Source organism: Pedobacter folensis, from assembly GCF_056490665.1.
The window spans coordinates 1-14,195 of record NZ_JBWJIF010000003.1; the positions used below are offsets into that span (position 1 = coordinate 1).

Genomic DNA, 14,195 nt, shown 5'->3' on the forward strand with positions numbered 1-14,195 from the left:
ATATGCCATCATCCTTGTTATAGCTCCAGCCCAGGTTCAATAGCCCTGATGGCAGCGGAAATCCCTTTTGGTTACAGCTATATTGTTGATCACACAGCTATCCAAAAGGATTGCAGCGCACAGCAGGACAGGACCCGACCTACATGGGGAGAAATTGCGCTCCAGATCATCAGAAAATTAATCATCTGATTGTGCTCAACGATAGCTATTCAAAAATGATTATTTTACGCATGTTAAAAAATGTAAAATCTTTCAGCCTCAAGGTAATAAAACCGTATTATTGTAGTATTACGTACATATTATGATGATGAATGTGAACCTGAAGAAATTAACCTTTCTTGCTTTTATTTTATGTATAAACTTTGGCGTTTTTGCTCAAAGTAAAAATGTACAACTCCCTGCCAATTGGTTTAATTTAGATTTATTAGAAAACGGATATTTTGGTATCAGTACGGAGAAAGCTTATCGCGAACTTTTAAAAGATAAAAAACCTAAACAAAATATTATTGTAGCAGTAATTGATGGTGGGGTAGATACCAATCACCCTGATTTACAATCTGTTTTATGGACAAATAAAAAAGAAATTCCGGGAAATGGAATAGACGATGATGGTAATGGCTATATCGATGATATCCATGGCTGGAATTTTATTGGTTCTAAGAAAGGAAATCTTGAATTTGACAATTTGGAATTGGTGCGCCTGTTAAGGATTTACACCCCAAAATATCAATCAACAACCAATTTAACACCTTTAGACAGTGCCCAAAAAGAAGAATTTAAACTGTATAAGAAAATGGTTGGCGATTTCGGTAAGAAATACGAAGATGCCAGCAATACTTTTTCTGTTCTGATTGCCATTAACAAAGTTTTAGATTCTGTAGCGAAGATCAATAAAAAAGAAATCCCGACGATGGAAGATGTTGATCAATATAAACCTGATGATGAAACGGAAGAGCAGGTAAAAACAATCATCAGAAAGGGTGCTAAGGAAGATGGTAGTTTTGAGAAATTTTATAAGAGCATAAAGGAAGGTTACAAGCAATACGATGCAATGCTGAAGTATAACTTAAACCCCAAATATGATAGGCGTGCAGAACTGGTGGGCGATGATTACAGTAATTCTTACCAAAAAGATTATGGGAACAATGATGTAAAAGGCCCTGATGCCTTTCACGGTACACACGTATCCGGAATTATTGGAGCAGATCGTACAAATTCAACAGGTATTTTGGGCGTAGCCAATCATGTAAGTATTATGGCCATCAGGGTGGTACCCACAGGAGATGAACGTGACAAAGATGTGGCCAACGGCATCAGGTACGCGGTTGATAATGGTGCTAAAATAATCAACATGAGTTTTGGTAAAAGCTACAAATGGGATAAAAAAGCAGTAGACTCGGCAGTAAAATACGCGGAACTAAAAGGGGTATTACTGGTACACGCAGCCGGAAACGATAACCAAAATAACGATCTGGAAGAGAATTACCCTAATAAGTTTTTTGACAGTAAAGAGGCTGAAGCTTATAAAGAAGCGAATAAAAAACCCAGCAAACCAGATTTTACCCCACCAAGGCCCATGACACAAAATAATGGCATGGGAATGAGACCACCTTATGACCGATCTGCATTAGTAAAACCTGTACCCATCGACTCCGCAAAATTTAAGCTGCCTCATGCCAGTAACTGGATCGAAGTAGGTGCAAGTGCCTATAAAGATGATGACAATCTGAAAGCCGATTTTTCTAATTATGGCAAATATAATGTAGATGTTTTTGCCCCTGGATTTTTAATTAACTCAACCATTCCTGATAACAAATATGAGGAGGCTGATGGAACGAGTATGGCCTCGCCTGTTGTGGCTGGCTTAGCGGCATTAATTTTAAGCTACTACCCGGAGTTAAAACCAGCACAGATAAGAGAAATAATCATGAAATCTGTTTCGAAAGTGGCGCACAAGGTAAAATACAAAAATGAAAGGGGTGAGAATGTTAGAACCCTTTTCAGCGAAATATGTGTAAGCGGAGGTATTGTTAATGCCTATAATGCCCTAAAATTGGCTGAAACGTATAAATAGTTATCTGTTTACAGTTTTCAGTTTGCAGAAATTGTACGGATAAACTCCTGAAAAGTGCCAAAGGGATATTTTTTAGCCTTCATCCACGAAATAAGATCTTCCATGCGTTTTACCATTTTTGTACCTGTATTTTTTCTGACGTAACCTGGAAAACCAAAGCGATCAAAATCTTCTAAATCGGTAAATTCCCAGGGGTGAAAATAAATATTCAGGTATTTATCTTTTTTATAAGTCCAGCTGGCTAGTGTTTTATAAAGAGTTAAAGGCAGATTGTGAAACGACAACCAAAACAGCGGGAACCTAATTAAGGGGCTTACTGACGCCGGAATCTGTAACACATTGTTTTTAATGAAGTGTGTTCTGGAAATGTTGAAATTGTTGTACCGCCCGGGCAAATAGGTTGGGTTAATGGACGTATTATAAGTATACCCAGCCTTTTCAATTTCCCTTTCGTCAACTGGCATCATCCTGGCCATGCGGTAACCGGTAATTTCCTTGCCCGAAAGTTCTTCGAGCTTTAATTTAGATTGCAGTAAATGTTCGGGTTTAAAATCTGAATGATAATAACCGTGTGAGGCAAGTTCGTGTCCTGTTTCGGTAATCCGTTTAATGAGATCGGGAATATTTTCGGCAAAGGTAACGGTACAGAAAAAAGTGGCTTTAACTTCGTATTTATCCAAAATATCTAAAATGGCGATTGTACCTGCTCTCGAAATGGCAATCTGATCTTCGAAAGAAATTTCTTTTCCATATTCAAAAGGCATATCAAACTCTTCAATATCAAAACTTAGCAGTACCATTTATTTTTGCTGAATATTGGTTGAACGGATAATATAATTAGGGCGGTTTTTAGATTGCATAAACATTTTACCTACATAAATACCTATAATGCCCAGGATAATGAGCTGTAATCCTCCAAAAAAGACAATGGTCATGATTACTGATGCCCAGCCTGAAACCTCTACATGATTGACAAAAGCGTAAATAATGTAGGGAATATACAGTACAGAGGCAAACGAAAGAATGAAACCCAGATAAACGGCCGAATACAATGGTTTTATGCTGAAAGAGGTAACACCATGCAGTGCCAGCCTCAACATCTTTTTAAAGGTATATTTGCTATTTCCCGAAAAACGTGCAGCCGGATTATATCGAATAGCAAACTGCTTAAAACCAAGCCATTTGACCAAACCACGTAAAAATGGCTCATTTTCATGGAAATTCCTGAAAACACTAACCACTTTTTGATCAAGTAAGCGGAAATCGGCTGCGCCTGGTTCCAGGTCAATATCCGATAACCAGTTTAAGGTTTTATAGAATAAGTTTGAGGAGCTTCTTTTTCCTTTAGATAGATTTTTATCTTCTTCTCTGATGGTATATACCACTTCGAAACCTTCCTGCCATTTCTGTAACATTTCCGGAATCAACTCGGGAGGATGCTGCATATCGCAGTCCATAGAAATTACACAATCGCCAAAAGCATGGTCCATGCCTGCTTTAACCGCCAACTGGTGACCAAAGTTTTTCGAAAACTCGAGGAAAAATATATTATTTGCTGTTGAGGCATAATCCTTTATTTTTTCGAGGGTATGATCGGCACTCCCATCATCCACCAGGATAATTTCATAATCATAATTGATGGTCGAAAAAACTTTTTTAATACTTTCGGCTATTACAAAAATATTATCGGCTTCGTTGTAAGCAGGGATTACTATAGAAACTAGTTTATTCATTTATCGGCAATCAGATAAGACTCAAAATCTTCTTTCATCATTTGATAAATTATGGTTAGCCAAATGATCACGCAAGGTAGGGCTTTAAGCGAATATAGACGAATAAATTCTTTAACCGGCCTTGGAAAAATATCGGTTGGCGAGAGGCTGGTTAAGATAAAAGCAAAAATAAACAAGGCTATTATCCATCCTTTTTTAGGATTTTGCTGCACCATAAACCAAATGGCAACACCTGCAAAAGCAATAATATAGGTTGGCGATTCAGAACCACTGCTAAATATAACCGTAAAAATAAGTGTAGAGGCCAGTAACATTAACCTAAAGCCAATATGTTTATATTGTTTAATCCGTAAATAGGGTAAACCAAACAGGATGAGGCCAACCAGTAAAAACGGCGCGTTCGGAATGCTGATATCTCCTGTTGCCCTTCTTACAATTCCCATCAGAGAAATATCCTGAAAAGAAGTTAATGATGCATTTAGGTCGTTTTTATGAGCAAGGGAATGATACCAGTCTCGATAGGATTGAATTACAAATGCGGGAGACGAAATCACCATGGGCAAAGCGAACAATACCGTAAAAGCAATGAGGCAGCCTATGATAAATTTTAACTTATTTTTAGTGAAGAAGAAAAATGCCAGTCCAACAATCCCGTAAAGTTTTACCAATGTGCCGATGGCAATAAAAAAAGCCGATTGTACTTCTTTCTTTTTAATCAGGTAAGAGAAACTGAGCAATATTAATCCCGTCAGTGCAATGTTAAACTGAAAACTGAAGAGTGCAGTTAAGGCCTCATGTGCACATATCCAGGCAATAATAGTCCTTTTGTTTAACGAAATCGGGAGACTGTAAATTCCCCAGAGCAGTATCGATACATTGGCCATATTCCAAAGAATACAACCTACACCATCGGGTAATAGTGCAAACGGAGCAATAAAAACCGAAAATACAGGGCCGTAATGGTTGCTATCTAGGTATTCGGGATAATTATGATATAAATTTTGAAGATCTGTGGTATGCCAGTAAACATACTTGAATATCAGGTAATTGTTATAAGCGTGGTGATGATACTGCTTAAATCCAGCAACTATTGCCAGCAGGAGATAGATGACAATAACACATTCCTTTTTTAAGAGAAATGACCAAAGTTTAGTAAGATTAGCGTTTTTTAAACTGTTCATTTTGCCGCAATATAACCATTTTATGAGTTTGCCTAATCATCTATTCTTTTAAATGCTTTGGTTTAGCGATTGAATTACGAACTGGTACAATACAATTATACCTGTACTTGTCCTTGATTAAAACCTTTCATTGGTTTTAAGGTCGTAAAGACTTAAGTTTTTAAAAGAACCAATTCCTGCAAACATGATTTTGAAACCCATTAATTTTCCAACAGCATGGTTATATTGAGTTTTAAAGATCTCTTTATTATTGATGATAAGTGACACGTGTTGATTCCTGATGCGGAGTTTAACCTTGCCACCTCCGGTAAGATCGTAGCCGAGCTGTCTTAAATCATCCTTTTCTCCCCTTCTCGCCATTTCCGAAAATTTATATGAGCTCCAGGCCGTACATTCGGGTTTCATTATACTCAGGTTATGACTGTCTCTATCACCAAAAACTGCAATATCAACTTGCGAGCAGCGTACTCCGGCCCGTTCTGCGGAAGTGATAATATCTGCATTGAATTCGAAATTATCGGCACTGATATTTGTGGGTCTCACATTACTATAAGATACAAAAAAGGTTTTGTTGGTATCAACACCTGCCGTTGATAGTTCTTTAGCGGTTATGTGATAGTCACTTTCATTTGCAATTTTCTTTAAAATCGGGTATACCCTTGTTGTATCATACAACATGGTGGCAATAACATCCCATCCTTTGCTTTGAAGATATACATAGGCCGTATCTATCGGTGTATTTTTGTGGTATAGTACCGGGAAATATCTTCCGGGTGTTTCATAATAATGGTTTACTGCTGCATTTGTAGTTGCTGATCTTTTGGTTTTGCCATCTCCAAAGTCGATGAAAAAAGTTGATGAATCGTCAGGCAGATTACCTTTAACAGCCAATTTAAAGATTGCAGAATGCGGACTCTTCCCTTCAGGATTTAAACAGTTCAGCTTCACATTAGTTAGCTCATTATTGTTATGTATAAAGTAGAAAAAGCCGATAGTGGATATGGTAATGATCAGTAACAACACCAGGTATATGTGGTTTTTCTTTTTACCAGGTACTTCTTTTGGTTGAGCATCAGGAGTTGTAGAATTAAGGATCGATACATCCTTTTCACTTACAGGATGCAACAGTTCAAATTCGTACCAATCCCGGTAACCAATAAATTGAGCCAAAGCATCCCTTGTGGCTTTTTGTGGATAATAGCGCACAGGCGTTTTAAGTTTTCCAAATATGCGTTTGAGGGTATTTTCACTTAAATGAACCTTTGTTTTCCGGTGAAGCAGGCTACTTAATCTGATGTAATCACTGTTCTTCCAGTCCGAAATGTTTTTTTCGCCAACTTCCTGCGCTACTTTTTTACAGCAAATATCCAGCTGCTTAAAAAAAACAGAATTTTCGGCTTGTACAAACTCATTGTTCATTTGGGGTAATTGTCTGGTTTTTAGTTTGTTGTGCTGTCAATAATATTGGTAAACATTTGTATAGACGGTTAATGTTTTGTGATATAAATCATTGCCTAAGTTTATAAAAGCAAATCACAGGTTAAGAACCATTTGCTGCAAAACAAACTATTTTTTATAAAACTAACCAAATTTAATGAAAAAAAAACTACTCTTATTTGTGTTGTTTTTGTGTACCTGTTATGCATTAAAAGCACAAACCAGGTCGGTTACCGGGAAGGTGATTGATGCAGGTACCAAAGAAAGCCTTACAGGTGTAACGGTAAGTATACCGGGTACAAAAACAGGTACAACCACTGATGCAAACGGGCAGTTTAGCCTAAACGTTCCGACTGGTACCAATAAACTGTTGGTTAGCTATATCGGATATCAGGAACAAACTGTTTCAATTACAGAGACGAATATGACCATTAGTTTAGCTACCGATATCAAAAACTTAAATGATGTAGTAGTTGTAGGTTATGGTACGCAGAAGAAAAAAGATTTAACCGGTGCAATAGCAACGGTTAGCGGACAAGACATTACAAACCGTCAAACTTTGCAAGTATCAGAGGCTTTGCAGGGGGCAGTTCCTGGTGTAAGTGTTACGCGGAACAATTCGGCACCCGGCGCTGGCGCTACGGTACAAATCAGAGGGGTAACTACGCTTAATACCAACGGTCCTTTAGTGGTTGTTGATGGAATACCAGTGAGCAGTATGGATTTGGTTAACCCAAATGATATTGAATCATTGAGTGTACTAAAGGACGCAGCTTCAGCCGCAATATACGGTTCCAGGGGTGCTGCAGGTGTAATTTTAATTACAACTAAGCGTGGCGCCACGGGGGCTTCGAGTATTGATTATAATTTCGAGTATGCCTTGCAAAAACCAACAGCCCTGCCTGAATATGTAAATTCTCCAAAATACATGCGCTACTTTAACGAGCAGGCTGTTAATGATGGTGCCGCAACAGGTCCATATGCACAGGATGCGATCGACAATTTCGATAAAAACAGATCAGCCACTCCGGATAAATTTCCTTTTGCTGATACTGATTGGCAGGACTTAATCATGACCAATAAGTATGCACCAAGAAAGCAACATGATTTGGTATTTACCTCTGGAACAGAAAAGTTAAAAACAAAAGTTTCGCTGGGTTATCAGGATGTAGGGGCATTTTATGACAACTATAATTACGAACGTTATCAATTTAGGGTAAACAACGACATTAAAATCAGCAATAAATTTAGTGCAACTGCAGATTTGGCCTTTCGGCGTTTAAATAACCTTTCTCCTGTTACTAACCCTTTCAGTGGTCAAACGCCCATTTACGAAGCCAGGGTGATGCCTCCGGTATATGCCGCTTATTATACAAATGGCGCTTATGCCCTTGCCAAAGACGGAAGAAACCCCTTAGCGCAGTTAAATGAAGGAGGCACAACGACTTCAAAATCTAACCAGCTTCAAGCCAGGTTAGCGTTAAACTTTAAACCGGTTGATCATTTAACACTGACTGCGATTGTTGCGCCAACTTTCGACTTTAACAAGAGCAAGGCATTTTCAAAGAAAATTGCTTATACCAATCCCGATGGTAGCCCGAGTGCGGCAAGCAATACATCACTGACCACATTAAAAGAGAATAGGGATGAAATTTATCAAATTACCGGACAGTTTTTAGCTAATTACACCAAAACCTTTAACAACAAACATAATTTTAGCGCTCTTGCAGGTTATGAAAGCATTTATTCTAATGCTGAATCACTTAGCGCAAGCAGAGATGGTTTCCCTTTGTTAGATTTTCCATATTTAACCGTTGGCTCAACTGCATTACGTGATAATGCTGGCGGCGCAACTGAGGAAAGTTTACATTCGGTATTTGGACGTGTGGGTTATGATTTTATGGGTAAGTATCTTTTTCAGGCAAATTTAAGGTTAGATCAGTCTTCAAGGTTTGCTCCAGGTTTTAGAAGTGCAACCTATCCTTCCTTCTCAGCAGGCTGGGTGCTTTCAGAAGAAAACTTTATAAAAGAAGCAAAATGGATTAATTTCTTAAAACTGCGGGCATCATACGGCGAGGTTGGAAACCAACGCATAATTGATCGAAATAACAATGATGTCCAAGTTTATTACCCCTACCAGGCCAATATCGATCTTCGAAATGTTTTATTCTACCAAAACGGTGTATTAGTTCCGTTAAGTTCTGGAAGCCAGACAGTTTATGCGGTAAATGATATCCGATGGGAAACAACCCGTTCGACAGATGTGGGGTTAGATGCTACGTTTTTAAACAATAGATTAAACGTTACTGCTGATTATTTCAAAAAAAGCACTAAAGATATTTTATTGCAGTTGGACATCCCATTAAACATGGGCTACGATAAGCCACAACAAAATGCGGGCATACTCGATGTAAGCGGTTGGGAATTGGGCCTAAACTGGAAAGATAAAATTAACGATTTTACTTATAGTGCCAGTTTTAATATTTCTGATGCTAAAAGTAATATAAAAAACATGAGTGGTACACGCCAGGAAAGTGGCAGTACTTTAGTTAATAAGGAAGGAAGCCAGTTTAACGAATGGTATGGTTATTTGAGTACAGGTATTTACCAAACTGCCCCGATAGCAGGTACCGCAAAAACCAGTGCTGCTGTAACTGCTGGCGATATTGGCTATCAAGATATCGATGGGAATGGAATAATTAATGCTGACGATAGGGTGTTATTGGGCGGCTCCTTGCCTCGTTACCAATACGGTGGTAATATAAATTTAGGTTATAAAGGCTTTGATTTTGGTATTACTTTTCAGGGAGTAGGCAAAAAAGTAAGCCGATTGAACAATGATATCGTTAGGCCTTTCCAGGAACAGTTTGGTAATTTTCCAACTTATTTAGAAGGCAATTTTTGGAGCAAAACCAATACGCCTGAGCAAAACCTGGCGGCAACTTTGCCCAGGTTAACCAATACCAACGCCACTAATAACTACGCTTCATCAGATTTTTGGTTGTTCGATGGTTCTTATTTCAGGTTAAAAAATGTTACGCTTGGTTATACTTTCGATAAATATAATGTTTTTCAAAAATTAGGGCTTAAATCGGTGCGATTGTATATTTCTGCTAACGATTTCTTAACCAGTAGTAAATATCCTAAATATGCCGATCCTGAATCAGGCAATGCAAGCTATCCTATCGTTACTACATTTTTAAGTGGTATAAGTGTTAAATTTTAATCTATACAAAATGAATAAGACCATTATATATGCATTTTTGGCGATAGGCTTTGTTACGGCATCGTCATGCAAAAAACTTGATTTATCGGATCCATCTAGTCCGGCTACGGGTAGCTTTTATACGAATCAAAATGAACTGGAACTGGCGGTGAATGATTTATATCGGATAGATTTTTGGACCTCAGCTAAGACTGCAACCGGTACATGGGAAGAATTTTTCTCCGATAATTGTTTTTATAGAGGAGGATCAGGCGGTAATCCTGTTATAGCAGGTAGCCTGGCTTCTGATAATGCCAATGTACAAACCTACTATTTAAACTGTTATAAGGCCATTGCGAGGGTAAATACCTTCCTGGAAAATAAAGACCGGGCAGCAGCAAATACTCCTGCGGCCATTATCACCAGATTGGAAGCAGAAATGCGATTGATCAGGGCATATCAATATACCAAATTAATAACCCACTTTGGCGATGTGCCTTTAAATACCAAAACGCTAACCATAGAAGAGGCCAAAAATGTAAATAAAACCAGTAAAGCTGATATTTATACTTTTTTAAAAGGAGAATATGAGTTTGCCGCACAAAATCTCCCTCAAACTTACGGTACTGCCGTAAAAAGACTAACCAAAGGTGCTGCATTAGCCCTAGAGGCTCGTACTGCTTTATACATGGCTGATTGGGAAACGGCCAGAACAGCATCATTAGCAGTAATGAATTTAACAGGAGTTGGAGCTTATACTTTGAATGCTTCTTACGATAACCTTTTCCAATTAGCTGGGGAACAGAGTGCAGAAATTATATTCAGCATACCCAGAGATCAAACACAACAGGTATTTAGTGTGCCGGATGATATTTTAACACGTAACGCTGGCGGTTTTGGCGCTACCTTGCCAACCCGCGAATTGGTAGATGCATTCGAATGTACAGATGGAAAACCAATTGATGAATCTCCTTTGTACAATCCACTAGATCCTTTCACAAACCGCGATCCACGATTAATTGCTACGATAGTTCCATTTTATAATAACTCCCCTTCAACAGTCGTACCGCGGACGAGTTATTGGTTAGGCTATAATTATAATCCACACCCCGATTCTGCACAGGTATGGAGCAATAAGTTAGGCCGAAAAGTAACTAATAATGATACGCGCGCTGTGGCACCTTTTGCAAGTTTCACCGGTTTTGTATTTAAAAAAGGTGTAGCTCAAAACTGGTCTGACACTCATAAAGAAGATAATGATGCCATCATTATCCGTTTTGCAGAAATACTACTTACTTATGCGGAGGCAAAAATTGAATTGGGACAGGCTGATGCTACAGTACTTGATGCCATTAACAAGGTTAGGGCAAGGGCTTATGGTGTACCTGTTAGCCAAACAGCCTCTTACCCGGCGATTACTACTTTAGATTTAACACAACTAAAAAATGTGCTAAGAAGAGAGCGTAGGGTTGAGTTTGCTTTTGAAGGCCTGCGTTACATGGATCTGATTAGATGGAAATTAGCAGAAAAAGCACTCACACGTCCTGTTATTGGCTTACCAGATCCGGTAAACCAAAATAGAGCGAAATGGCCTTTCCCGGGCGTTACACCAATAGATGACGATGGTATTGCCGATTATAGTGGTTTTGGTGCAGATGTTAAAATTTTATTTCAGCGCAATTTCGACAAATCGAAACAATACCTATGGCCATTACCAGCTGTTGAGGTAAGGGCGAATCCAAAATTAACACAAAACCCGAATTACTAATAGCTCACAGCCGGAAGTAAACCCTTTCGGCTGCTTTAATCCATGCACATGAAAAGAAACCTGATATTAAAATGTAGCACTTTAATAAGCGCTGCCATCTTCACGGCCCATTTGGCCCATGCACAACAAAAACCTTTACAAGTGAGTGGGATTTACCCGCATTTAGCCACATTTAACGAAAACTGGGAGAAGCAAAACTGGTTAAAACAGGGAGCAACCAAAAGTTATGGCGACGGGGGCGAAAACGGTATTGGTGCCATTACACCCTGGGCCGGTAAACTTTGGATGGTAACTTACTCGCCACACATGCCCAAAGGAAGTTCTGATAAGTTGTACAGTATCGACAATAACCTTAATGTGACCATCCATCCGGAAAGTATTGGCGGCACACCGGCAAACCGGATGATCCATAAAGAATCGAACCAGTTAATTACCAGCAACTATTTTATCGATGATAAAGGAAAAGTGAGGGTTATCCCATTCTCGGTAATGCCGGGCAGGATGACTGCAACCACACGCCACCTGAGTGATCCGGGCAATATGGTTTATTTTTACGATATGGAAGGCATGTTGTACGAAACCAATGTACATACACTGGCCGTAAAAAAACTATTTAACAAACCTGTTCCAGGCTGGCATGGTAAAGGCGCCTATACTGCACAGAAGCAACTGGTGGTTGCCAACAATGGAGAGGAAGCCGTTTTTAAGCTTACAAAAGACATGCTCGAAGCAGGAGACTTACCAAAAAATGAGGAGGAAAAGGGCGTTCTGGCTAGCTGGGATGGCAAAACATGGAAAATTATCGAACGCAGACAGTTTACTGATGTTACAGGTCCGGGCGGTATTTATGGTTCGCCAACGGATAAAAGCCCTTTGTGGAGCATTGGATGGGATAAACGCTCGGTGATGCTGAAATTATTAGATGGAGGGCAATGGTATACCTATCGTTTACCCAAAGCTGCCCATACTTACGATCATAGAGGAGGTTGGTATACCGAGTGGCCGCGCATCCGTGAGGTTGGCAATGGCAAAATGCTGATGGATATGCACGGCATGATGTACGATTTTCCTAAAACATTTTCACGGGCAAACAGTGGCGGTATTCAAGCGGTAAACAGTCATTTGCGCTATATTCCCGATTTTTGCAGCTGGAATAATCAGATTGTAATCGCTACTGATGAAACAACTGTGCTGGAAAACCCCATGGCCGGCAGGTCACAGTCTAATCTGTGGTTCGGACAATGGAGCGATCTTAAGAACTGGGGCGGTGCAACAGGTTGGGGTGGCCCCTGGGATAATGACCAGGTGAAGGCAAATACACCTTCTGATGCATTTTTGATCAGTGGTTTTAACAAAAAGGTATTGCACCTTTCTCAAAAATCAAATCAGGCCGTTAGTTTTACGATCCAGATCGATAAAACAGGCAATAACAAATGGGAAAATTATAAAACCATAACGCTTGCAGCCAATGCCTACCAGTATTTTATCTTTCCTGCTGATTTTAAGGCAACCTGGGTTCGCTTTAAAACAAACAAAGATTGTAATGCTTCCGCGTTTTTTCATTTTACAGGTAAAATGCACGAAAGTAAAGACAATATGTTTAATAGTTTAGCCGGGATAAGCGAAAAAACGCCGATTAATGAGAGCCTGATCCGTCCTTCGGGCTACAATAAAAACCTTCAGGTTTTGAACATCTCAAATGGCAAAAAACAATATCAGGAAGTGAACGAAAAATTGTCGTTTTTAAACCCTACTGACGATAGTACCGCACAAATGGAGAAACTTCTGGCCCTTAAAAAAAGTTATGAGGTTGATGAGGCATCGATTATCATCAAAGATAAAACCGGAACTTTCCGTTTGCCAAAAGGATCTGATGACTATGAACTTTTCCCTTATCGGGATAAACGGGAAGTGGAATCAGAGCGATTTATGTTAAATGTGCAAGGTACTTTTTATGAGGTTGGCCGCGAGTCGGGCTTTAATGCCATTCGTCCGGTTACCACACACCATAAAAAAATAACAGACTTTTGTACCTGGAGAGGTTTATTGGTATTGAGTGGAACCAAGAAAAATGCTCAAGCAGACGGACATTATTTTGGCGACCAGGATAACGGCCTATGGTATGGAGGAATTGATGATTTATGGAAAATGGGCAAGCCAACAGGTAAAGGAGGCGTATGGAAAAATACCGCTGTTCAAGCAAATGATCCTTCATTACCCTATTTAATGACTGGCTATGACCAGAAAAAAGTAAGCATTACCGCCGATAAAGAGGTGAAAATTACACTTGAAGTTGACTTCGATTTAACAGGCTTTTACCCTTATAAAACCTTCACGCTAAAAGCCGGAGAAACCGTTAATTATACATTCCCTGATGGTTTTAGTGCACACTGGGTAAGGGCAACTGCAAATAAAGACTGCCAATCGACGGTAACGTTTACTTATTGGTAATAAAGATTAAAATTGCAGTATATAACAAGTGTTTTTATTATTCTGATTATTAGGTCTTTATGTGTACATATTTTTGGATGGGTACTGGATAAGCTTAAATTATGAATTATGATGGAGAGCACTTATAATTGCACACCAATTGGATATTAGGGATATCTAGTGAGCGTCGTTTAGGGATGATAGCGCAATCAATACAAGGGCGTTCTAGCCCTTGTACTTGATTTTAATTGATCGCTTTTTCGATAATGATAAATTCTTCTCTTTCATTTAACCCTAACTTGATTTGCAATTAATATACCTGATGTACTTTTGAACTATAAATATTTGGTTAGTATTTATAAGGTTT

General features: G+C 39.0%; 9 protein-coding genes. 5 read left to right on the plus strand and 4 right to left on the minus strand.

The features are described 5' to 3' along the window. Together AC04QZ_RS14625 and AC04QZ_RS14630 are read left to right on the plus strand one after the other, a co-directional pair. On the plus strand, nucleotides 1-189 hold a 189-nt coding region (locus AC04QZ_RS14625; RefSeq protein ID WP_478358349.1), incomplete at its 5' end, for a hypothetical protein. A gap of 118 nt (nucleotides 190-307) precedes the next feature. Next, nucleotides 308-2,074: a S8 family peptidase gene (locus tag AC04QZ_RS14630; RefSeq protein WP_478359149.1), complete on the plus strand. Its 1,767-nt coding sequence runs from the start codon at nucleotides 308-310 to the stop codon at nucleotides 2,072-2,074. A gap of 17 nt (nucleotides 2,075-2,091) precedes the next feature. Here the strand turns inward: AC04QZ_RS14630 and AC04QZ_RS14635 are convergent, their stop codons facing one another. The 4 genes from AC04QZ_RS14635 to AC04QZ_RS14650 all read right to left on the minus strand — a co-directional run bounded on the left by AC04QZ_RS14635 (nucleotide 2,092) and on the right by AC04QZ_RS14650 (nucleotide 6,407). Then, nucleotides 2,092-2,874 carry a polysaccharide deacetylase family protein gene (locus AC04QZ_RS14635; RefSeq protein ID WP_478358350.1) on the minus strand — a complete coding sequence of 261 codons (783 nt, stop codon included), beginning with the start codon at nucleotides 2,872-2,874 and terminating at the stop codon, nucleotides 2,092-2,094. Beyond that, complete coding sequence (locus AC04QZ_RS14640; protein ID WP_086544673.1) at nucleotides 2,875-3,807, minus strand: glycosyltransferase family 2 protein; 933 nt, start codon at nucleotides 3,805-3,807, stop codon at nucleotides 2,875-2,877. Further along, the gene (locus AC04QZ_RS14645) at nucleotides 3,804-4,988 is read right to left on the minus strand and encodes a glycosyltransferase family 87 protein (protein ID WP_478358351.1); all 1,185 of its coding nucleotides are present in this window, start codon (nucleotides 4,986-4,988) and stop codon (nucleotides 3,804-3,806) included. Before AC04QZ_RS14645 ends, AC04QZ_RS14640 begins: the two co-directional genes overlap by 4 nt. 117 nt (nucleotides 4,989-5,105) lie before the next feature. Beyond that, complete coding sequence (locus tag AC04QZ_RS14650) at nucleotides 5,106-6,407, minus strand: hypothetical protein (RefSeq protein WP_478358352.1); 1,302 nt, start codon at nucleotides 6,405-6,407, stop codon at nucleotides 5,106-5,108. 175 nt (nucleotides 6,408-6,582) lie between these two features. Here AC04QZ_RS14650 and AC04QZ_RS14655 point away from each other — a divergent pair, with 175 nt between their 5' ends. The 3 genes from AC04QZ_RS14655 to AC04QZ_RS14665 are packed head-to-tail and all read left to right on the plus strand — an operon-like array spanning nucleotide 6,583 to nucleotide 13,849. After that, the gene (locus AC04QZ_RS14655; RefSeq protein WP_478358353.1) at nucleotides 6,583-9,651 is read left to right on the plus strand and encodes a SusC/RagA family TonB-linked outer membrane protein; all 3,069 of its coding nucleotides are present in this window, start codon (nucleotides 6,583-6,585) and stop codon (nucleotides 9,649-9,651) included. Nucleotides 9,652-9,661: 10 nt separating this feature from the next. Next, entirely contained in the window at nucleotides 9,662-11,398 is a 1,737-nt protein-coding gene (locus AC04QZ_RS14660) for a RagB/SusD family nutrient uptake outer membrane protein (RefSeq protein ID WP_478358354.1), read from the plus strand. A gap of 48 nt (nucleotides 11,399-11,446) precedes the next feature. Beyond that, entirely contained in the window at nucleotides 11,447-13,849 is a 2,403-nt protein-coding gene (locus AC04QZ_RS14665; RefSeq protein ID WP_478358355.1) for a hypothetical protein, read from the plus strand. The last annotated feature ends 346 nt before the right edge of the window (nucleotides 13,850-14,195 follow it).